Genomic DNA, 22,712 nt, shown 5'->3' with positions numbered 1-22,712 from the left:
TTCGACCAGTCCAAAAATGGCTATCTGTTAGAACAAAACCATTAACATCATTGTTGTTGATGCTGTTTTTACTGGTAATTTCCTAGAGCAATCAACCTAATCTGACAAAATAACAAAAAAGCCTAGTCATCGAAATGACTAGGCTTGGCCTTATTGAGTGCAATTTAGCAAATTATTCATTGCTAGTTGTGCTCTTTTTAGGTGGTCTTCCACGAGGGCGACGAGGGCGGCTAGATTTTTCCTTTTCTGCCTTCTCTGCTTCATCCTCTAGTTCTGCTTCAGTTGGCTCAGCTTTTTCAATAGCTTGAACAGTTTCAGTCGTTTCAGAAACCGTTGCAGCTACGATTTCAACTTCAGCTGTTTCAGTCGATGTTACTGGCTCGGAAGCTTCAACTGGTGCGGCTTCTGCTGGCGTAACATCAGCACTGTCTAGTTCTAATGGTTGTTGCGCTGGAGTGGTGGCTACTGTTTCATCTGCAACAATATTAACGACTGTTTCTGGCACTTCTTCTTTCGATTCAGTGCTTTCAATAGGTGCAGCAGTCGTATTTGCAGCGATATGAGCTTCCTTAGCTTGTTCAGCGGCAAGTTTAGCCAAGCGGCGACGTTCGCGTGGATCATTTGCAACACGAGTAGCAGGTGCTTCAGGTGGAGTTAGTGCCAATACAGGTGCAGGTTCAACTTCTTCAGTTTGCTTTTGAGTTGGAAGTTCAGCATCACGGGTTACGGGACGTTTTTCTTCAGCAACAGTTTCAAGCACTAAAGTATTTGCATATTGCTCAGCAAACTTTTGTAATGCACGATTAAATGTTGTCACCAAGCCGAATTGCTCAATCAAAATAGTACAATCTTCACCATATACATGACGAATCAGGCTACTCATCGTGTATTGAGCTAATGTTGGAATTTGTGACGGTACAACTTTAGGCACAACAGCTTTAGGCGATGATTGTGAATCACGATGACGACGACGTGAACGTGGATCATTGCTAGCACGTTTTACAGGTGCTGGAGCAGCTTCAGTTGATGTCACTTCTTCAACTTCTGTAGCCACTTGTTCTGTTTGAACAGGTTCAAGGACTTCAGTTTGCTCTACAGCAACAGGTGCTGTTTCAGTTTTTGTAACTGGCTTAGCCTGTTGTTGATTTAATGCAACAATTTCACTTTGACCTTGATCAATATTTACGATCAATGCTGTGTTGATTGGTTCTGCGCGAGGTGCATCAATCACATCAACTTTAATTTGTTGAGGATTCGCTACAGTTTCATGTGTAGCGGCAGCAGTTTCATTTAAAACACTTTGGTCACGATGACGGTTTGGTCGATTTGGACGCTGTTGGTTATTGCGATCACGACGTGGCAACGCGCTTGTATCATTACCATGTCCAGCATCTTGATGCTGCTGTTGGTTTTGATGTTCTTGTGGTTGCTGACGTTTTTGCTGACGCTTTAACTCACGTTGTTCTTGACGTGATGGTTGCTCTTGACGAGAAGAAACTTGAACATTTTCTTCCTGCACTTGATTTTGTTGTTCATGTGCATGTGAATGATGTTCACGTTGTTCTTTATGTTTACGTTTCTTCGGATTTTGCGATTGATTTGGGCGATGAGCTTTTTCATCTTTCTCAAATGTTTCGCGTGCTTCTTGTTTCACGGGTGATTGTGAAATATAAGCATTATTGACGGTTGGTGCTGCAGTCTCAGTGATAGCAGCGGGTGTATTCATTTGACCAAACTGACCACGGCTGACTGCACCGTTATTAATCATTTGTTCAATTGCTGCGGCAGCATTTTGTGCAGAACGTGATTGATCAATCGTTTGTGCTTGCTTTTGAACGAATAAGTTCTCTAACCATGCGCAAGGGCTTGCTGATTTTTGTGCAACAGCTTGTTGTGCTTGCTTAGGTTGAGCAGCTTGTTGTTGAGTGGCTTTCTTTTGCTGTCCAGCTGCATTATTTTGTGCAGGTGCTGCATGGAGATGCTCTGCTTCTTCTAAATGCCATTCAGAAGACTCATAACCGAGTTGTTTTTCACTGTCACGGGTCGCTTCAGTACGTTCATAGCTTGAAGGCGCAAAGCCTGCTGGATTGTACTGAATTTCATAGTGTGGCGTTTCTAAGTGTGGATGCGGCAAAATGGTGACACGCACATTGGAAGTTTGCTCCAGATATACAAGGCTGTGACGCTTTTCATTTAATAAGAATGCTGCGATTTCAACTGGAACTTCAACTTGAACTTCACCTTGACGCTCGCGTAAAGCAATTTCTTCGACCTTGCGCATAATCGAAAGTGATAATGAACGTAAGTCACGCACCATACCTGTCCCATGACAGCGTGGGCAAACGTAGCCAGTCGCTTCTTCTAAAGAAGGGCGTAAACGTTGACGGCTCATTTCCATGAGGCCAAAACGTGACAGTTGACCGAACTGGATACGTGCGCGGTCACTTTGCGTTGCTTCACGTAATTTCGCTTCAACCATACGTTGGTTACGGTCTTTGGTCATGTCAATAAAATCGATTACGACTAAACCGCCAATATCACGCAAACGAAGTTGGCGTGCGATTTCTTCAGCTGCTTCCAAGTTGGTGTTTAAAGCAGTTTCTTCAACATCATGACCACGTGTTGATTTCGCCGAGTTAATATCGATTGAAACTAAAGCTTCAGTTTGGTCAATGACGATTGAACCACCAGACGGAAGTTTAACTTCACGTTCATAAGCGGTTTGGATTTGGCTTTCAATGCCGAAATGAGCAAATAAAGGCTCATTCAAGGTATAAGTTTTTAACTTATCAAGTTGACGTGGCATGACTGCTTTTACGAAGTTATAGGCTTCGTTATAAGCTTGTTCACTATCAATCAGGATTTCTGCAACATCATCACGTAAATAATCACGGATCGCACGTGTCACTACACCTGCTTCTTGGTGAACTAACATTGGTGATGGACCAGAACCTGCTGAACCTTGGATTTGAGCCCAAAGGTCAAGTAAATGTTGCAAATCAAGTTGCAATTCTTCTTGTGTACGACCAATACCCGCAGTACGAACAATGACGCTCATGCCACGAGGTACATTTAAAGAAGATAGAATTTCTTTGAGTTCTTCGCGCACAGAACCTGAAATCTGACGGCTAATACCGCCACCTTTCGGGTTGTTTGGCATAAGTACTAAATAACGGCCTGCGAGAGAAATAAAAGTAGAAAGCGCAGCACCTTTGTTACCGCGCTCTTCTTTTTCGACTTGAACCAATAATTCTGTGCCTTCAGTGATGAGTTCACGAATATTTGAAGTTTGACGAGGATCCGCTTTGAAATACGAGTTTGCAATTTCTCGCATAGATAAAAAGCCTTGACGCTGTGCGCCGTACTCAACGAAAACTGCTTCTAAAGAAGGTTCAACGCGAGTGACATGACCTTTATAAATATTTGATTTTTTTTGTTCACGAGTACGATTTTCTAAATCGAAATCGTAAAGACGATTACCAGTAATCAGTGCAACGCGAACTTCTTCGGCGTGGGTTGCATTAATCAACATACGTTTCATGGGTGTGACACCTAATAGTGATGCACACAAACAATCAGCCCGATACTTTTGAGCAAACATCAAATTGGCGCGATCAAGATTCAGAAGCAGCTTTGTACATGATGCTCTGAAACCACTGACTGTAAATATTCAGTTTGTGCTTTGATACGTTTATTTCGATGTCAGCAATAGTGCCTTAATCTTCAGTCTAATGATATTTCATCCATGTTTTGCATCTGTGAAATATCGTTAGACCCAGCATAATCAAAGTTCCTAGACGCTTCACTGGCGGGTGAGCGGTGCATTGGATGGTGACTTTCACTGTCATTAAGCATTGAAGTCGATCCACCTGGAAGTCTCGTGATACGGAATGATCATCGTATCTCTGCTTAGCAGTTCCAATGCATCAACGCTTTAGCCTGAATGCGACATCAGGGAGCAAATTGTCTGATGTGGATCAGTTTACGTTTAATAACCAACAAATTTGTTGGCAACATATTTTTTCTGAACAAACTGTATGTGCTGATGCACAATTAAACGCAACAGTTTGCCATTTTGCCGATATAATAAGCCTTCGGCGTCGGCATAATTCTTTAGGACCTATCCGAGTTATTGGTGAACATCTCGTCGATTTAAAATTTTATCTAAATAAAATTTTTGATCTGATGCTCACTTACGGTGGTATCCGTGCGCTGAATATATCAAACCTTGCGGCATCTGCCTATGGGCTAAGTTTAGGTTTCTTGTGAAATAACTTAGCTAAATGATCAATTTTTAATCATATTTAGCAAATCTTGGATTAATCGAGCGTATGAATTCTACACAACAATGGCAAAGTGTCACTTGGTTTGACGTGGATGAGCATCAAGACGGGCAGCGAATAGATAATTTTTTATTTACCCGATTAAAAGGTGTTCCGAAAAGTCGAATCTACCGTTTGATTCGTGAAGGACAAGTACGTGTAAACAAAAAAAGAATAAAAGCAGAAACACGTTTGAATATTGGCGATCAGATTCGTGTCGCACCAATTCGTTATGAACAAAAGGATGAAAGCGCGGCACCAGTGAGTGATGGCGTGGCGCAAAGCCTGCTTAGTCGTGTGGTTTACGAAGATGAAGGCTTATTAGTAGTGAATAAACCGTCTGGGATTGCTGTTCATGGCGGCAGTGGTGTGGCGTATGGTTTAATCGAAGCCTTGCGTGCCGCGACAGGTAAAAAATACTTGGAATTGATCCATCGTATTGACCGAGATACTTCAGGCTTGGTCATGATCAGTAAGAAACGTAGTACCTTAAAACTGCTTCAGGATTTACTACGCGAGCATAAAATTCAAAAAACGTATGTGGCGATTGTCAAAGGACAAGTCAGTTTGGATCAGCAATTGATTGATGCGCCCTTATTGCGTTATGAACTGGCGAATGGCGAGCGTCGTGTCCGTGTGACCAAAGACGGTAAGCCGAGTAAGACTGACTGGAAAGTGGTTGAACGTTTTAAGACAGCAACTTTGGTGCATGCGTCACCGCTTTCGGGACGTACCCATCAAATCCGTGTACATGGTTTAAGTATTGGTCATCCTTTAGTTGGGGATGATAAATATGGACATAACACAGACTATAAAGGCCCTGAAGCACGTCGTTTATGCCTACATGCCATGCGTTTAGACATTCCAAACTATCCAAGCATTGAAGCGCCAATGCCAGAAGATATGCAACAAGTGATCAATGAATTGAGAAAACAGAAATGAGTCAAAATATCGAACTGGTGATTTTTGACTGGGATGGCACTTTATTCGATTCGGTTGGACAAATCGTAGCAAGTCTGCAATATGCAGCACAGCAATTTGAGCAACCTTTAACGGATGATGCCGCAAAAAGTATCATTGGCTTGGGTTTGCCCGAAGTCATGCAAATCTTATTTCCGCAGGTTCCAGATTTGCAGCAAGATATTTTGCAATGTTATGCAGATCATTATGTTGCAAATTCAAAAGGCGATGCATGGTTTAGTGGTGTGGCAGAGTTGTTGGCTGACTTAAAACAACAAGGGATCAAGCTTGCAGTTGCGACGGGTAAAAGTCGTAAAGGTTTAGATCGTGTATTAAGTCAAACCAATAGTCATCAGATTTTTGATACTACTCGTGCAGCCAGTGAAACCAAGTCTAAACCTGATCCATTGATGTTGCAGGAGATTCTTGCTGAGTTGGATGTAGCAGTTGAATGCGCCATTATGGTGGGGGATACCAGTTACGATTTAGAAATGGCAGAAAATTTGAATATGCAACGTATTGGCGTCAGCTATGGGGTGCATAGTATTGAAACTTTGCAACAATACCAGCCTTTAACGATTGCTCATAATGTGCAGGATTTACATGCTTATTTGCAAACTATCTTAGAACGCGCAGCGATTACTGAAAGTTAAGCGATTCACATTATTTGCAAAGATAAGATGGTGAGAAAGCTGATTTTCTCATCATCAATAATAACAATAGGGATAGCATGAGTCGTTCTATTCGATTACTGAATTTATTACAATTACTTCGACAATATCGTTCTCCAGTCACCGCACAAGTCGTTTTGGCTGAGCGTTTGCAGATTAGTCAGCGTAGCGTTTATCGTGATATAGACACTTTGCGTGAACAAGGCGTTCAAATTGATGCAGCGGCAGGATTGGGGTTTCAGCTCAAAGAAGATTTTTTGCTTCCTCCAATGACCTTGAATGAAAATGAAATTGAAGCGATGTTTTTAGCTCTATATTGGCTCAAAAGTATTCCTGACCAAGCTTTGAATGAAGCATCAATTTCAGTGTTAGCAAAATTAAATGCGGTATTACCTGAACATCGGCAAAATTTATTGCAGCAAACCACATTAAGAGCCTTTAACGTATGGTTACCTGTCAATCAAATATTGGTTGAGCAAGTCAGAGTATCGATTCGATCTCAAGTTAAAATTTTCTTTGATTATGTTGATGAACAGCAACGTACCAGTGCGAGAACCGTTTGGCCGTTTGCACTTGGGTATTTTAATGACAAGATTGTGCTCGCTGCTTGGTGTGAATTACGCAATGATTTTCGAAATTTTCGACTTGATCGTATGCAAAGTTTAAGTTTAAGCCAAGAGCTCTATCCACAATTCAAACAACAACTTTTTCAACAATGGTGGACTCAGGAAGTATGTCGTTCGACTACTGACAAAAACTGACAATGTGAACGATTAAATTTTAATAACACCAATAAACAAGGAAATATGAAAAATGACACTTAAATTTTATACAAATACTCAGTCTCGCGGTATGGTTGTTGATTGGTTGCTCATTGAACTGGGGGTTGCCTGTGAGCGAATAGAAGTGGCTTACCAGACAGAAATGAAGGCACCAGAATATTTAAAAATAAACCCTTTTGGAAAAGTTCCTGTTCTAGTCGATGGAGATATAGTGATTTATGAGCTTGGAGCAGTGTGTGCATATTTGACAGATAAGTTCGCGGATAAGGGCTTAGCACCAGCACTCAATGATCCTAAGCGAGGGTTGTACTATCGTTGGCTTATGTTTATTTCTGGACCTTGGGAAGCAGCATCGACTAACAAAATGTTGGGTGTAGAGATAAAATCTGATCAGAAAATGTTTGTTGGCTATGGTGATTATCAAGAAGCTTATCATGCCTTTATTCAGGGCTTAAATGAGGCTGATCCATATTTATGCGGGCAACAATTTACCACAGCAGATGTGATGGTTGCAGCAATGTTATTTTGGCAGTTGAAAATTGGTCAAATACAGACTCATCCCGTAATAGAACAATATTTAGAAAATGTAAAACAGCGTGAAAGTTATCAAAAATTTATAGCGTTTTTTAGTGAACCAGCCTAAGTAGACAAACTCAAAGCCGATTTAAATCGGCTTTTTTCTTAGCTTGCATAAAGCGCTAACTGTTCTAGTTCGAAAACTTGTCTAATTTCTTCCAAAAATTGTTCTGCTGCTTGGCTTGGTGAGGTGCGATGGAAACTCATAAATACATCGAGACTCGGCAGAGGGTGGTTTAATGGGCGAACAGCGATTTGATCCGTCGCAAGTGCTTGCATATAAGAAGGTAAAATCGCGCAACTCAAACCACTATGTACTGCTTGAATACATTCAGCGATCGTGTTGGTTTCGTGGACCGATTTAAATTTAATTTGATGCTGATCTCTGTATTTCAGAATCGTTTGAGCCAATGGTTGAGAAAGTTTATGTGATAGGATGGTCAGTTCCAATCCATTCAGTTGTTCAATATTTAACTCATTAAACTCCATTAAAGGATGCTGTTTCGGCAACATAAAAATTAACGGTTCTTTCAAAACCAATTGACTGGCAAAATATTCATTTTGAAAGTCTTGATTAATAAAAATAATGTCTAAATCACCTTTTTTTAATTCTGCGATTTGATCACTTTCTTTTAAGTTTAATGTGTTGATTTGCAGTTTAGGTGTTTTGACACGTAACCTAGGGAAAATATAGGGAAAAATTCTAATTTCAGCAGAAGGTAAAAATCCGATTCTTAGGCATTGTACTTTTGCTGCCGCAACTTGTCGCGCCATAGTAATGGCTTTGTCCGCTTGAGCTAAGGTTAAGCGTGCTTGTTCTAAAAAAACCAGACCTTCCTCAGTCAATTCAACTTTACGTTTGGTGCGATAAAATAATTGAACACCAATATCATCCTCTAAATCTTTGATTTGTTGGCTTAAAGAGGGCTGAGCTGTATGCAGTTTTACCGCAGCCTTACTGAAGCTTAATTCCTCAGCAACAGTAATAAAGTAACGTAAATGGCGTAATTCCATTAGACTGATCCAAATATGTCTTACTATTATTGTAATAGTATGAGTGTTAGAAAGTACTTCTCGGTGTGCATTATATAATAGCTGTTTTTGTAAACAATATACTTTTTCTTAAAATATAAAAAATGTATTAGATAAATAAGAAAACTATATAAGTTATATAGTGGAAAAGTTTGATATGTTCCCTAAAATTGTATTGACTCGACTGGATAAAATCAGCATAACTAACGAGCTTATGTTAGGATCAAGTTCGATTGTTTAGAGACAGTTAAACCCTCTAAAAAAATCATACAATTAGATTGATTTTAAAAGTTAGAGTAAAGGACTGCTCAGTATCCCAATCCTATCGGAATTTTGTGCGATTCAATTCCAGCAAAGAAGAAGTACATGAAAGATAAGCCGACATTAACCTATCAATTGCCGACCCAATCTTGCTTGAGCCATACTTGGGGGAAACCTCCATTTCCACATGAGCCTTCTGATCATTGTGGTATTGATCGTTTTTATAATTTAGAAAAACAGCTTACACCGTTTGACCGTAAAGGTTTATTTAAATGGCTAGCGACACGAAAATCTTATACTTGGAATGTTGATCGCGCACATGAAGCTAATTTGCGTAATCAAATGCTTGAGTTACCACAAAATAGACCACACGCAGATTTAAATAATTGGCAGATTTGGTTTGTAGGACATGCAACGGTTCTCATCCAAATAGGCCCTTACAACTTCTTAACCGATCCTGTCTGGTGTGACTATGTGAGCCCAAAGCAAGGTCAAGGCCCGCAACGAGTTTGCCCTGCAGGCATCGCTTTAGAAAAGCTTCCAACGATTCATGCAGTACTACTAAGCCATAATCATTATGACCATATGGACTTGGCAACGTTGGAGTGGCTGCATCAGAAATTTAAAATGCCGATTTATACGGGTTTAGGTAATGGTTACTACTTAGCAAAACATTTACATGTGATTGAAATGGATTGGTGGCAAGAGATTCCTTTTCATGACGAAATCAAGATAGCCTATACCCCAGCACAACATGCTTCTGGACGTGGGGTACGGGATCAAAATAGAGCTTTATGGGGTGGTTTTTCGCTTCTAGCAAAGACAGGACATTGTTTCTTTGCGGGTGATACAGGTTACGCAGGGCACTTCAAACAAATATATGAGCGATATGGTGATGCACGTATTGCACTATTACCCATAGGTGCTTATGAGCCACGAAAGTTAATGCGATATGTGCATATGAATCCACAAGATGCTTTTCACGCGCATTTAGATTTGCATGCGCATCGTTCATTGGCCATTCATTTTCGAACTTTCCAACTTACTGATGAAGATCGCAATGCTCCTGAACATGAGTTACAACAAGCAATGAAATCTTCATCTAAATTAGTCAATCCATTTTATTGTATTCGTGAAGGACATTTCATTCGGGCCTAGCTTGCTGTAGTGTACTGATAAAGCATAAGACAATGACGGAAAGGCTGACAAGCCCAACATTCATCATCACAGGATTGAACGCTTATTCATGTCATGGCTTGACTAAATGGTTACCCAATTCCATCAAAAAAGCCATCCGAAGATGGCTTTTTATTTGGATGTTTTAGGGTTTAAAGAAAGCTTGGTAAATGACGAGCAGGGTCAGTCTCACGGGCGGCTTGCGCATCAGCAACAGTCATACCAAGTGCTTTTGCAACACCTTCGCCATAAGCAGGGTGGCAAGCATAGCAGTTTCGGATATGACGATACTTGATAAAGTCCAACGCATCACCCATCGCGCGTGCTGTATTGCCAAATAAGGCATCTTGCTGTTCAGGTGTCATTAACTCGAACAAGGCACGAGGTTGACTGAAGTAGTCATTATCATCTTCACGATAATCCCAGAAGTCTGCATCGCCATTGATTTTCAATGGTGGTTCTTTGTATTGCGGCTGTTCTTGCCATTGGCCGAAGCTGTTAGGTTCATAATGTGGTAAACCACCATAGTTGGCATCAATGCGACCTTGACCATCACGGTGATTACTGTGAACAGGGCAGCGAGCAGCATTCACTGGAATTTGTTGATAGTTCACGCCTAAACGGTAACGTTGCGCATCCGCATAGTTAAATAGGCGTGCTTGCAACATACGGTCAGGTGAAACGCTAATACCTGGCACTAAGTTACTTGGTGCAAAAGCCGACTGTTCAACATCTAGGAAGAAGTTTTCAGAGTTTCGATTGAGTTCAAACTCACCAACTTCAATCAGTGGATAGTCGCCATGAGGCCAAACTTTAGTTAAATCGAATGGATGATATGGAACTTTCTCGGCATCTTGTTCTGGCATGATTTGTACGAAAAGCGTCCATTTTGGATAGTCTTGACGTTCGATGGCATCGAATAAATCGCGTTGATGGCTTTCACGGTCTTGACCCACCAATTCACCAGCTTCTGCATCGGTTAGGTTTTTAATTCCTTGTTGCGTTCTAAAGTGGAATTTCACCCAGAAACGTTCATTGGCTGCATTAATGAAGCTATAGGTATGACTACTAAAACCATGCATATGTCGGTAGCTAGCAGGAATACCGCGATCTGACATTACAATCGTGACTTGATGCAGGGCTTCTGGCAATAAAGTCCAGAAATCCCAATTATTGGTAGCACTGCGTAGATTGGTTTTTGGGTCGCGTTTTACTGCTTTGTTGAGATCTGGGAATTTGCGTGGATCACGTAAGAAGAATACAGGGGTATTATTACCTACCATATCCCAGTTGCCTTCCTCGGTATAGAATTTCAGGGCAAAACCACGAATATCTCGTTCAGCATCCGCTGCGCCACGTTCACCTGCAACCGTGGTAAAACGAGCAAACATTTCTGTTTTTTTGCCGATTTCGCTAAAGATTTTAGCACGAGTATATTGAGTAATATCATGGGTAACTGTAAATGTACCGAATGCACCAGAACCTTTAGCGTGCATACGACGTTCAGGAATCACTTCACGGACAAAGTTGGCAAGTTTTTCATTTAGCCATAAATCTTGGGCTAATAAAGGACCCCGAGCACCTGCTGTCATACTATTTTGATTATCCACCACGGGTGCACCAAAATCAGTGGTTAAGTGGCTATAAGGACATTTTTTATCGTCTTGGCTCATGTTCTATCTCCATCAAGATGACCTGTGAGCTGGGTCATCCGAACTATTTGACCGTTCAAAGATATGAATGTTTAACCGTATCGGCTACAAAATGGGTATCAAAAATGAAGATGCCTAAATTGATTTGTAATGATGTGGTTTACATCCGTTGTATTTTTACTCTAGATTGATGAAAGTTTTTTTTCCAATGGATTAAAGTTGATGTCATAAATGCTTTATCCGATTGAAGCTGTTTAAATCTTAAATGTGGCAATGAGAATTGTTGAGCAATAAATTGTTAAAATTTGAAAAAGTCCCATTAAAATAACCAATTAAAGGGAATTGAATAGTTCGTTAAGGGTAATTGTATAATCAACTCCCAAATTCAGCTTGTATGCTCATATATAAAAACAGGAGGTTTTCACCTGTTGCAGTTATGTAAAGGCATGCTTGAAAGGATGTCCTGGTTATTTTCTAGGCACTGACCAAACGATTGGATTTTACCATATCGGCCAAGCCGTGGGTTTTAAAGTAGTGTTCAAGCCAACTTTTAATGACCAGAGGGTTATTCATGTGTAAAACATCGTCTAAGAGTTGTTTTGCATCTGCCATTGGGACATGACAAATCGCCTTACGAACTCTTAATATATTGCTAGAACTCATGGAAAGTGTATTGAAACCCATCGCCATCAGTAGAATGGCAGATAATGGATCTCCTGCCATTTCACCACAGACACTGACTGGTTTTTGATAGATATGACAATCTTCTACTAAACGGTTTAAAGCGCGTAAGACAGACGGATGAAAGTGCGAATATACGTTAGCTACATGAGGATTGTTACGATCAACAGCCAATAAATATTGGGTTAAGTCATTGGAACCAACTGAAAAGAAGTCGACCAGCTCAGCAAACTCACCAATTTGTAAAAGTACACTCGGTACTTCAACCATGATCCCAATTTTAGGCTTAGTGATTTTGACTTGTTCTTCTTCTTGTACAGCTAACCAGTCTCGTTCCAATAAATACAAGACTTCTTCAACTTCACTGACACTTGTCACCATCGGTAACAAAATATGCAAATTATTCAAACCAATACTAGCTTTTAGCATGGCACGGATTTGCGCTGAGAAAATTTCAGGGTGATCCAGAGTAAAGCGTAGACCACGCCAACCTAATGCCGAGTTTTCTTCTTCAATACTAAAATAAGGCAAATCTTTATCCGCACCGATATCGAGAGTTCGCATAATCACGGGCTTATTGGCAAAATGGCTCAACTGCTGACGATAGATGGCACGTTGTTCTTCTTCACCTGGGAATCGTTCGCGTAGCATGAACGGAATTTCGCTGCGATATAAACCAACACCTTTCGCACCACGTTGCACGCCACGAACAACGTCAATCATCAAACCTGTATTTACGAATAAAGGAATAGAGATACCATCAGGTGTAATCGCATCTTTGGTCTCATATTGCTTCAAATCTTTAGCGATTTGCTCTTCTTCTTTCTGGACTTCTTTATATCGTTGACGTAATCGACGTGGTGGGTTAACAAAAACACGTCCCTGATAGGCATCGACAATCATCTCAATGTCATCAAGGGTGTTGATTGGCAATTCGGTGACACCCACAACGGTTGGAATCCCCAGAGCGCGTGCCACGATTACCATGTGTGAATTGGCAGCGCCTTCAGAAGTCACAATCGCAGCGATTTTATCAACAGGAAGTTCAACTAAAGCCGCCGTACTAATTTCTTCACCAATTAAAATACTGTCTGGGCTAAGTTCACGATGGCTGGAATCCGCCTCCTGTAGGCAGGCCAAAATGCGCCGTCCCAAGTCCTTAAGGTCAGAAACCCGTTCACGCAGGTAGTCATCTTCCATTTGTGCAAACAGCGCCACATGCTTGTCGATGACTTTACGCACCGCACCTTGTGCCCAACTGCCTGCACGAATGTGATCTTTAATCTCACTTGGTAAGGCATTTTCATCTAACATCCGCAAGAACACGCTAAATAACGCACGTTCTTCTGACATCAATGAATCTTGCATTTTCTCATCTAAAGATTGGATCTCTAAACGTACCGCAGCAATCGCTTGATCTAATAGGTCGAGTTCATCACTGATATCTTCAGCTTCACGATCGGGAATTGCAGCAAGATCGGCTGGGGGATAGAGCACGATGGCGCGACCTAATGCAATCCCTCCAGCACCTGAAACCCCTTGGAAGGTTTTGTAAGATGAACCACTGGTTGGTTTGCGGAAAACATCAATATTTCCGACCGCATGTGCATGGGCAATTACCCCTGAGAGTTGCGCACATAAAGTAACGAGAAATGATTCAGCCGCTTCACTAAAGTCTTGAGGTTCTTTATTTTGAACAACTAAAACGCCCATCACTTTACGGCGATACATCACGGGTACGCCAAGAAATGAGTTAAATAGCTCCTCACCTGTTTCAGGCAAATAAGCAAAGCGTTCATGCTTAGGTGCGTTATCTAAGTTTACAATTTCTTCACGGTTACCGACTAAACCGACGAGACCTTCACCAACACTCAAAGAAACATGTCCAACAGCTTCAGGTTTTAAACCTTTTGAAGCCATGAGCACATAGCGTTTATTTCGTTCATCCAATAAATAAATGGAGCATACATCGACATGCATCGCTTCAGCCACATGATTGACCATAATGTCCAAAGAATCATGCAAACTGACGGACGCATTAATTTCTTGCACAATGCGTCTAAGCGTGTCGAGTTGCATGTTTGACATGGATGTTTACTCCAATTTATAAATCGTTATCGGTCTAGTTATAACAGCTCTATGATCAAAAATCATTGCTTAAAGTGATGATTTGTTGACGATTAATGCTACGGTAATTGTAAACACAACTCCATCATGGCCCTGCGGTAAACATCTCTTTTGAAGTTCACTACTTGACCTAATGGATACCAGTAACTCACCCATTGCCATTGATCGAACTCGGGTGGGTCTGATAGATTTAACTGAATATGATGCGGCGATGCCGTTAATTTCAGTAAAAACCACTTTTGCTTTTGTCCAATACATACCGGATCAGAATCTGACCGAATGTACCGATGTGGCAAACGATAACGCAGCCAACTTTTAGTCTGCGCTACTATTTGGACGTGTTCGGGCAATAAACCGACTTCTTCTCTCAGTTCACGATAAAGTGCCTGTTCAGGGGTTTCTCCAAACTGGATCCCTCCTTGTGGAAATTGCCAAGCATTGTGACCAATGCGTTTTGCCCATAAAACTTGTCCGTCATCGTTTGCCAAAATGATCCCGACGTTGGGTCGGAAACCTTCTGAATCGATCATTTGGCTACCTAAATTTTCTCTATATCGTTGACTTTGATCTCGGGGACAGTCACTCTTCACGTCCAACTCGAAAAAGGTCAAAGTAAAATGTTTAAAATTGCTATGATCTTAACGAATTTTTAGTCACTTACGGAAATAGATTTACGTTTTTTTTCTTTAATTTGCATTTAAATGAGCATTTATATGAAATTGGCTTTGTTTGATTTAGATCACACCCTGTTAAATACCGATTCTGACCACTCATGGGGTGAGTTTTTAGTGAATGAAGGTTTGGTTGATCCAGTTCATCATCGTCAAATGAATGATAAATTCTACGAGGACTATAAGGCAGGACAACTTGATCCGATTGCCTATAACGAATTTGTCTTTGAATTTTTGACCAAGCATGACAATACTTATTTAACTGAACTACACCAGTTGTTTATGCAAAAAGTGATTCGTCCCCAAATGCGTCCGAAAGGTTTTGATGCAATTAAAAAGCATCAAGATTTAGGTCATGCGATTGTTGGGATTACTGCAACCAGTGATTTTATTACGGCTCCGATTTTTCGTGAATTTGGTATTACTGAAATTATTGCCACCAATGCCGAAGTTCTTGATGGGAAGTATACGGGTAAGGTGACAGGTTTACCTTGTTATCAGAAAGGTAAGCTTGCTCGTTTAGATCAATGGTTAGAGGGAAGAGCAGTTGATGAGTCTTGGGCGTATTCAGATTCGATTAATGATCGTTTTTTGCTTGAATATGCAACCCATGCAATTGCAGTGAATCCTGATGATCGTTTAGAAAAATTGGCGCAAGATCAAGATTGGGATATTCAAGACTGGTCGATTTAATCAACAAATATAGAAAAATGTTAAACATATTGAGCTGTTCGATATGTTTAATATAATAAATAAGAACATTGAATTGGATATAAAAAATGAAAGATCATCCTGATGAAACTGAACAAACTAAAAAACCAACCTGGCTAGATTATGTCGCCGAAGGTTGTGGCGAATTGATCGTACAACTTACATTATTAGGAATCTGTTTTTTAATTGGGAATGTTTATTTTGCCTATGTTGCTTTTGGCGTAGGTGCACTATTTTTGATTTTACCTTTTGCGATGTTAGTTTATTTTATAGCGAAAAAATATGTGAAAAAGCAAAGGCTAAACTATCAAAAAGCTCAGCAGAATAAGAAGTGAAAATATTTTGTTTTTAGGAAAGGGTTTTTTTGATATAAAAATGTTTTTGATAGGGGAAAATAATGAAAAAACAACAAATTGAATTGCCAGAGAAGTTGTGGAAAGAGCAAAGCATTGATTTAACCAGACACAGTTATCAAGGTAAGTTACTGACAAAAACCGAAGGTTTTAAATTAGGAAAAGCGCAACGTAAAAAGATTCCGCGTGAGCAATTATCACAATTGTCAGAACGACCAAAAGATACAACGGCTTTAATGATTTATGATTGGAGCAATCAAGGGCGTTTAGAGCAGCTTAAGCCCATTCGTGCCAAGCGTATGAGTGTTTCTCCATTTACCTATTATCGTGGTATGCCTTCTTTAATGTTGTTTGATCAAGCATGGGAGCAGTTTAACTCAGGTTTATTCCAGCAAATTTGTGGGGATTGTCATTTAAGCAATTTTGGTGGTTTTGCTAGCCCCGAGCGTAATCTTCTTTTCGGAATCAATGATTTTGATGAAACATTGGTTGCGCCATTTGAATGGGATTTGAAACGTTTGGCAACCAGCTTTGTGATTGCCGCACAAGATGTTGGGTTGGGCAACCGTGTAGGCTTAAAAGCCATTAAAACCATGTTGAATAGTTACCGCCAACATTTACTTGAAAATATGGAGTTATCACCATTACAGGTATGGTATGAGAAAGTTGATGCCAGTACATTGCTGGAAAATACGGAATGTCGAAAACTCAGAAAGAAAAGAGAGAAACTTCTTGATTCAGCACAAAAGAGAAATGCCCACTCGGTTTTGCCTAAACTGACCCAACAGGACAAAGAGACGGGTTTCAGACATTTTATTGATGATGAACCTTTGCTTTGGCATCCAAAGTTAAATGAACCATTCAACAAAAATGTTGATGAGTTTTTTAGACAGTATCGTGATTCATTGAAATATGATCGGCAGGTTTTATTTGACCGTTATCAACGTACCGATGTGGCATTAAAAGTGGTTGGGGTGGGGAGTGTAGGTACACGTTCAGCGATTGCACTGTTTCAGGATGCCGATCGTGAACCGTTAATTTTACAGATGAAAGAAGCCAGCCCCTCTATTCTAAGTCCATTATTCCCTGAAAAAGTGAAGCATGAAGGCGAGCGTGTGGTGCATGGCCAACAGTTGATGCAAGCTGCAAGCGATATTTTTCTGGGCTATTCCACATTGGGACAGCATTTCCATGTGCGCCAACTGCGTGATATGAAGATTTCAGTCGATTTAACCGATATGGACGATGAGTATTTTCATGAATATGCGGAAAGCTGTGGTCTGGCTCTAGCCCATGCCCATGCCAAGGCAGGGAATGCCGATGTGTTGATGGGTTATCTGGGTGAGGGGAATACCATGGTGGAGGTTTTACAGGAATACGCCACACAGTATGTGGCGCGCAACTTAAATGACTATCAGCATTTTATGAACGAAATAGCAGATGGCAAGATTCAGGTTGCTGGAGATGATGTGCTTTAGCCATCCGTATGTCGTTACAGGTGAATTGAAATAAGTTAAAGGGACTGTGAAAAAAATGTTTAAAAAAATGATGTCTGGTTTGAATATGCAAGGGGTGAGCGTAGAAACACGCTTATATAATCCTACCTTACAGGCTGGTGAGACGCTGCGCGGTGAAATTAATTTTACAGGGGGTTCAATAAATAAGGAAATTAATGGCTTATATCTAAAATTAATGACCATTGCAGAGGTTGAGTCTGGAGATCATGAATTTAATCACGCTTTGGTATTGGATCAGTGGTTGATTAGCTCGAAATTCCTGCTGGCTGCAAATGAGTCACAGCATATTCCATTTACCATGGAAATTCCTCATGAAACCCCGATCACTGAAGTTGCCTGCCGCCGTAATGGCACTCGGGTATGGATTGAAACGCACATGGATGTTGACTGGGGGCTGGATGCGACCGATCGTGATTATTTAAGTGTGTTACCCACACCAACCATGCAAGTGTTTTTACAAGCAATGCAACAATGTGGTTTTGTCTTATCGAGTGTCGATGTAGAAAAAGGACAACTCACGGCACGTAATTTTAGATCAACCATTGGTTGCTACCAAGAATTAGAGTTTGTTTCTTCACATCTGTTCAGCGGTTTTAATGAGGTAGAAGTGTCATTTGTTGCAGAAGCACATCAAACGCATGTGATGTTAGAAGTGGATCGAACTTTGCGTTCAGATCAGCTATTGACGATGACACTTCCAAATCAGCAATTAGATGTGGGTCAAGTGACGCAACAAATTCGCCGTTTGTTAAAAATAGGATAATCTATATCATCGATGCCTCCCATAATTATTGGGAGGTTTTAATGTCATATAACTGTCATCTTTTCTTTATAAGATGACAGTATGAAAATAAAAACAAATCAGGAAGAACATACTTCCAGCATGCTTAATGCATTACTCAAATTAGAACGCCAGCAACCGATGATAAAAACACGCTGGATTATGTTACCTATCTTAGTTTTATTGCTCATGTATAGTTGGCAACAGCAGATATTTACCGCTTGGGTTTTACTCCCATTAATATGGACAATTATTGTTTTAAACCATGTTTTGATCGCCAAGACTCGAAGGAATAAATTAGAGAAGATTGAGCAACTCAACATTGATCCAATATTTTGGAATAAATTAAAACAACAGTATCCCGAACTGAGCTTAAAACAACGTCGACTGATTGAACTGGGCTTTAAGGATTATTTGGCATTACACGTGATGCAAAAACAAGCCTATACCATGCCTTCACATGCTGTAGATGCTTTATGGCATGTGATGTTGCAATATCCAATCCAATATCAATATTTATGTAAGCAAACCATTGGCCGAACTTTGCATCATAGCCCTTATGATGCAGGCATTAAACCAGAAGAACAGGCACGGCAATTATTTGAAGCTTGGAAGTATAGTTGTATGTTACATGGATATAATCCAAGGAATACAATACAATTGCCACGATTGTTTGCCATTGATCAGGCTTTGGGTTGGAAAAATGGACAATTATTTGAACTTGAACAAATGACTAAAGATTTTGCAAAATACATGCAAGATCAATCATCATCTTCATCCAGTTGCGGTAGTAGTTGTAGCAGTTGCGGTGGCGATTAACTGACTCAGCTTCACTGCATCATATGAATTAATTCTTCCGCTGCTTTTGATTGGATTCGAGCGGGATGCCACACCATACCCAATTGGCGTTGCATATCAAGATTGAGATCGAGTTGTTTTAAATCTCGATTCACCAAAGTTTTGGGTAATACTGACCAACCTAAGCCAATAGAAACTAACATTCTAATCGACTCTAAAGGATTGTTACTCATACTAATTTTAGGTTTTAAACCCTTTTTTTCAAACTCTGCTAATGTGATTTGACTGGTATAAGTATGTGCTGCGGGTAAAAGGCTTGGATAAGCAATCAAATCTTCTAATTTAAGTTGTGATTGTTGCGCTAAAGGATGAAAAGGTGAGGTGACAAAAACCAAAGGATCATTCCAAATGGTCAAGTAACTTAGGCGGTCATCTCCAATTGGAGGGAGGGTTAAAAAGGCCAGTTCGAGTTCACCTGCTAAAACTTGTTCATGCGCCTGTTCTGAGTCTACAAAATGTACATCTAAAGTGACTTGTGGAAAAGATTGCACAAAAGCCTTCAGTGGGTCTGCGAGATGATGCAATCCGATATGATGACTCGTCCCAATTTTTAAACGACCTTGTACCTGATTCTGCTCATGACTCAGCGTATGATGAATTTCACCTAATTCATTGAGCCAAGTTCTCACTTTCGGTAATAAAGAATGTGCAGCATGGGTGGGTTGAATACCGCGTCCTGCGGATTCAAACAGTTTTACTCCAAAATATTCTTCAAGCGTATGAATTCGTTTGGTCACCGCAGGTTGAGTAATAAATAATTGTTCCGCCGCGATAGAAATTGAACCCGTTTCCATTACTTTTAAAAATGCTTCAAATGCAGCAAGATTCATACAGGCTTACTCAAATAACTTTAAAATAGGTGCTCAGATATTGAAGCGGAAAATTAGAAATAATTCCAAACTTTTTCATGGAAGAAAAAGGCAAAAGCTTGTACGGTTGGTTCAATTAAACTTAAGGTTGCAGCCATGATTAAATTCCCCGTAATCATATAGGCAACTATCATCGCAACACTAATATGCATGATGTAGTAACTCAAGGTTTTTTTTAAAGTCCGTTGATTGTTAATCACGAATTGCTGAATGTTTGCCATGTCGCTCGCCCTTTGAAATCCTATTTAATTAAATAATAATGATTATCATTTAAAAAGTAAAAAAGAAATTTCTACTCTCGATGATCGAAATTTTAGATAGATAAGGATTTATCTCTTTTAGTGAAAAAAATTGATGCGCAAATGAATTATTTATTCCAAAAAGTTTAATAACTAATAAAAATGATAAATTAGATTTATGTGAAAGCATTGCTATAATAAATTTAAGATTTAGTTACCCAGTCCTATGACAAGCACGTTGGAGAGCGACGACATGGCAGGCAAGACATTATATGACAAATTATGGGATGACCATTTAGTTAAGCAACGTGATGATGGTTCAAGCTTGATTTATATTGATCGTCATTTATTACATGAAGTGACTAGCCCTCAAGCATTTGAAGGCTTACAACTTGCTGATCGTCAGCCATGGCGTTTAAGTGCCAATGTCGCAACACCTGACCATAACGTTCCAACTTCTAAAAAAGAGCGTGAGCAAGGCATTGCTGGAATCGAAGATGATACGTCTCGTATCCAAGTCCAAACTTTAGATGATAACTGTAAGACGTTTAATATCGTTGAATTTGGTATTAATGATATTCGTCAAGGTATCGCCCACGTGGTAGGACCAGAGCAAGGTTTAACTTTGCCGGGTATGACGGTGGTCTGTGGTGACTCACACACAGCTACACATGGTGCTTTTGGCTGTTTGGCACACGGTATTGGTACGTCAGAAGTTGAGCATGTGTTAGCAACTCAATGTTTAGTACAGAAAAAATCGAAAAACATGCTTGTTCGTGTTGATGGTGTATTAGGCAAAGGCGTGACGTCGAAAGATGTTGTTTTAGCGATTATCGGCAAAATTGGAACGGCTGGTGGTACAGGCTATGCCATTGAATTTGGTGGTCAAGTGTTCCGTGATATGTCGATCGAAGGGCGTATGACCGTATGTAACATGGCAATCGAAGCGGGTGCGCGCGTAGGTATGGTTGCTGTCGATGACAAAACCATTGCTTATGTCAAAGATCGTAACTATGCACCTAAAGGCGAGCAGTGGGATCAAGCCGTAGAATACTGGAATACCTTACATTCAGACGAAGATGCTGTATTTGATGCAGTCGTCGTATTGAATGGTGCTGAGATTGAGCCACAAGTTTCTTGGGGAACATCTCCAGAAATGGTGATCCCTGTTTCGCAAGCAGTACCGACTTTAGAAGAAGCAAAAGATGATGTTCAGCGTAATGACTGGACTCGTGCTTATCAATATATGGGTTTAACTGCTGGTCAAGCGTTGTCTGATATTCAATTGGATCGTGTATTTATTGGTTCATGTACCAATTCTCGTATTGAAGATATTCGTGCTGCGGCAGATGTCGTGAAAGGGCGTAAAGTTGCATCTAGTATTAAACAGGCGATGATCGTTCCGGGTTCAGGTTTGGTGAAGCAACAAGCAGAACAAGAAGGCTTGGATCAAATTTTCTTAGACGCTGGTTTTGAATGGCGTGAGCCGGGTTGTTCGATGTGCTTAGCAATGAATGCTGATAAATTACAACCAGGCGAACATTGTGCATCTACTTCGAATCGTAATTTTGAAGGTCGTCAGGGTAACGGTGGTCGTACACATTTAGTGAGCCCAGCAATGGCTGCAGCAGCTGCAATTGCAGGTCATTTTGTTGATGTACGTTCATTCTAAAGGAGCAAAATCATGAAAAAATACACTGTAGAACAAGGTATTGTTGCACCTTTAGATCGTGCAAATGTTGATACTGATTTAATCATTCCAAAACAGTTTTTGAAGTCAATTAAACGCACAGGTTTTGGCGATAACTTATTTGATGAATTGCGTTATTTAGATGAAGGTTATTTAGGGCAAGATATTAGCAAACGTCCAATTAACCCTGAATTTGTGTTGAATAAACCGCGTTATCAAGGTTCAACGATTTTATTGGCACGCACGAACTTTGGCTGTGGCTCTAGTCGTGAGCATGCACCTTGGGCTTTGAATGAGTATGGTTTCCGTACCGTGATCGCGCCAAGCTTTGCCGATATTTTCTTTAATAACTGCTTTAAAAATGGCATGTTGCCTGTGATTTTATCTGAAGAGATTGTTGATCAGTTATTCAAGGAATGTGCTGAAACAGAAGGTTATCAATTGACCATCGATTTAGAAGCTCAGGAAGTGCGCACGCCAACAGGTGAAGCATTTAAATTTGAAATTGATCCATTCCGTAAGCACTGCTTATTAAATGGTTTGGATGATATTGGCTTAACTTTGCAAGTGGCAGATGATATCCGTGCCTATGAAGAAAAAGCCAAACAGGCGCGTCCCTGGGTATTTCAGGAAATAAAGGCCTAGGCTTTTGTTGAGTGGAGATACTTTAATGTCTGGGGACATTTTAAAGATAGTCATAGCGCAGACATTGAACTCTTGCTAACATGCTAGCGAATAATATTTGCTTGCATGTGTGCATGTTATGAGGACTGGGCTCGAATA

At 40.3% G+C, this 22,712-nt stretch carries 20 protein-coding genes; 13 read left to right on the top strand and 7 right to left on the bottom strand.

The window, feature by feature from the left end; all coding sequences use genetic code 11:
• Positions 1 to 172: 172 nt before the first annotated feature.
• Positions 173 to 3,541 carry an Rne/Rng family ribonuclease gene (locus M5121_RS02025; protein WP_249570154.1) on the bottom strand — a complete coding sequence of 1,123 codons (3,369 nt, stop codon included), beginning with the start codon at positions 3,539 to 3,541 and terminating at the stop codon, positions 173 to 175.
• Positions 3,542 to 3,921: 380 nt separating this feature from the next.
• On the opposite strand from M5121_RS02025, the gene M5121_RS02020 reads away from it, so the two are divergent.
• The 5 genes from M5121_RS02020 to M5121_RS02000 all read left to right on the top strand — a co-directional run bounded on the left by M5121_RS02020 (position 3,922) and on the right by M5121_RS02000 (position 7,378).
• The gene (locus M5121_RS02020) at positions 3,922 to 4,269 is read left to right on the top strand and encodes a hypothetical protein (RefSeq protein ID WP_249570153.1); all 348 of its coding nucleotides are present in this window, start codon (positions 3,922 to 3,924) and stop codon (positions 4,267 to 4,269) included.
• A 62-nt stretch (positions 4,270 to 4,331) separates the two neighbouring features.
• Complete coding sequence (locus M5121_RS02015) at positions 4,332 to 5,264, top strand: RluA family pseudouridine synthase (RefSeq protein ID WP_249570152.1); 933 nt, start codon at positions 4,332 to 4,334, stop codon at positions 5,262 to 5,264.
• The gene (locus M5121_RS02010) at positions 5,261 to 5,935 is read left to right on the top strand and encodes an HAD-IA family hydrolase (RefSeq protein ID WP_249570151.1); all 675 of its coding nucleotides are present in this window, start codon (positions 5,261 to 5,263) and stop codon (positions 5,933 to 5,935) included. Before M5121_RS02015 ends, M5121_RS02010 begins: the two co-directional genes overlap by 4 nt.
• A 77-nt stretch (positions 5,936 to 6,012) precedes the next feature.
• Positions 6,013 to 6,714 (top strand): helix-turn-helix transcriptional regulator, encoded by a 702-nt coding sequence (locus tag M5121_RS02005; protein WP_249570150.1) that lies wholly within the window; start codon positions 6,013 to 6,015, stop codon positions 6,712 to 6,714.
• A 52-nt stretch (positions 6,715 to 6,766) separates the two neighbouring features.
• Positions 6,767 to 7,378: a glutathione S-transferase family protein gene (locus tag M5121_RS02000; RefSeq protein WP_249570149.1), complete on the top strand. Its 612-nt coding sequence runs from the start codon at positions 6,767 to 6,769 to the stop codon at positions 7,376 to 7,378.
• A gap of 38 nt (positions 7,379 to 7,416) precedes the next feature.
• On the opposite strand, the gene M5121_RS01995 is transcribed toward M5121_RS02000, so the two are convergent.
• A complete protein-coding gene (locus tag M5121_RS01995) occupies positions 7,417 to 8,325 on the bottom strand; it encodes a LysR substrate-binding domain-containing protein (protein ID WP_249570148.1) in 909 nt (302 codons plus the stop codon).
• A gap of 384 nt (positions 8,326 to 8,709) precedes the next feature.
• On the opposite strand from M5121_RS01995, the gene M5121_RS01990 reads away from it, so the two are divergent.
• A complete protein-coding gene (locus M5121_RS01990) occupies positions 8,710 to 9,762 on the top strand; it encodes an MBL fold metallo-hydrolase (protein ID WP_249570147.1) in 1,053 nt (350 codons plus the stop codon).
• Positions 9,763 to 9,932: 170 nt separating this feature from the next.
• On the opposite strand, the gene M5121_RS01985 is transcribed toward M5121_RS01990, so the two are convergent.
• The 3 genes from M5121_RS01985 to M5121_RS01975 all read right to left on the bottom strand — a co-directional run bounded on the left by M5121_RS01985 (position 9,933) and on the right by M5121_RS01975 (position 14,770).
• Complete coding sequence (locus tag M5121_RS01985; protein ID WP_004659136.1) at positions 9,933 to 11,453, bottom strand: catalase; 1,521 nt, start codon at positions 11,451 to 11,453, stop codon at positions 9,933 to 9,935.
• Between the two features lie 453 nt (positions 11,454 to 11,906).
• Positions 11,907 to 14,201 (bottom strand): phosphoenolpyruvate--protein phosphotransferase, encoded by a 2,295-nt coding sequence (gene ptsP, locus M5121_RS01980; RefSeq protein ID WP_249570146.1) that lies wholly within the window; start codon positions 14,199 to 14,201, stop codon positions 11,907 to 11,909.
• Positions 14,202 to 14,299: 98 nt separating this feature from the next.
• Positions 14,300 to 14,770, bottom strand: a complete 471-nt coding sequence (locus M5121_RS01975; protein WP_005162709.1) for an RNA pyrophosphohydrolase — start codon at positions 14,768 to 14,770, stop codon at positions 14,300 to 14,302.
• Positions 14,771 to 14,953: 183 nt separating this feature from the next.
• Here M5121_RS01975 and M5121_RS01970 point away from each other — a divergent pair, with 183 nt between their 5' ends.
• The 5 genes from M5121_RS01970 to M5121_RS01950 all read left to right on the top strand — a co-directional run bounded on the left by M5121_RS01970 (position 14,954) and on the right by M5121_RS01950 (position 19,092).
• Complete coding sequence (locus M5121_RS01970) at positions 14,954 to 15,604, top strand: HAD family hydrolase (RefSeq protein ID WP_249570145.1); 651 nt, start codon at positions 14,954 to 14,956, stop codon at positions 15,602 to 15,604.
• A gap of 86 nt (positions 15,605 to 15,690) precedes the next feature.
• Positions 15,691 to 15,957, top strand: a complete 267-nt coding sequence (locus M5121_RS01965) for a hypothetical protein (protein ID WP_249570144.1) — start codon at positions 15,691 to 15,693, stop codon at positions 15,955 to 15,957.
• 59 nt (positions 15,958 to 16,016) lie between these two features.
• Positions 16,017 to 17,453 carry a DUF2252 domain-containing protein gene (locus tag M5121_RS01960; RefSeq protein ID WP_249570215.1) on the top strand — a complete coding sequence of 479 codons (1,437 nt, stop codon included), beginning with the start codon at positions 16,017 to 16,019 and terminating at the stop codon, positions 17,451 to 17,453.
• 55 nt (positions 17,454 to 17,508) lie between these two features.
• Positions 17,509 to 18,255, top strand: a complete 747-nt coding sequence (locus M5121_RS01955; protein WP_249570143.1) for a sporulation protein — start codon at positions 17,509 to 17,511, stop codon at positions 18,253 to 18,255.
• 81 nt (positions 18,256 to 18,336) lie between these two features.
• Positions 18,337 to 19,092 (top strand): UCP032817 domain-containing protein, encoded by a 756-nt coding sequence (locus tag M5121_RS01950; RefSeq protein WP_249570142.1) that lies wholly within the window; start codon positions 18,337 to 18,339, stop codon positions 19,090 to 19,092.
• 11 nt (positions 19,093 to 19,103) lie between these two features.
• Here the strand turns inward: M5121_RS01950 and M5121_RS01945 are convergent, their stop codons facing one another.
• A complete protein-coding gene (locus tag M5121_RS01945; RefSeq protein WP_249570141.1) occupies positions 19,104 to 19,961 on the bottom strand; it encodes a LysR family transcriptional regulator in 858 nt (285 codons plus the stop codon).
• Between the two features lie 53 nt (positions 19,962 to 20,014).
• The gene (locus M5121_RS01940) at positions 20,015 to 20,221 is read right to left on the bottom strand and encodes a DUF2061 domain-containing protein (RefSeq protein WP_004674543.1); all 207 of its coding nucleotides are present in this window, start codon (positions 20,219 to 20,221) and stop codon (positions 20,015 to 20,017) included.
• Between the two features lie 271 nt (positions 20,222 to 20,492).
• Between M5121_RS01940 and leuC the strand changes: the two genes are divergently transcribed.
• Positions 20,493 to 21,911, top strand: coding sequence for a 3-isopropylmalate dehydratase large subunit (leuC, locus tag M5121_RS01935; protein ID WP_249570140.1), 1,419 nt, complete (start codon positions 20,493 to 20,495; stop codon positions 21,909 to 21,911).
• Between the two features lie 12 nt (positions 21,912 to 21,923).
• Positions 21,924 to 22,574 carry a 3-isopropylmalate dehydratase small subunit gene (gene leuD / locus M5121_RS01930; protein WP_178883313.1) on the top strand — a complete coding sequence of 217 codons (651 nt, stop codon included), beginning with the start codon at positions 21,924 to 21,926 and terminating at the stop codon, positions 22,572 to 22,574.
• The last annotated feature ends 138 nt before the right edge of the window (positions 22,575 to 22,712 follow it).

It is taken from the genome of Acinetobacter sp. ANC5681, from assembly GCF_023488045.1.
Classification (GTDB): domain Bacteria; phylum Pseudomonadota; class Gammaproteobacteria; order Pseudomonadales; family Moraxellaceae; genus Acinetobacter.
The sequence above is the reverse complement of the archived record's forward strand: the minus strand, read 5'-3'. Positions and strand labels throughout refer to the sequence as shown.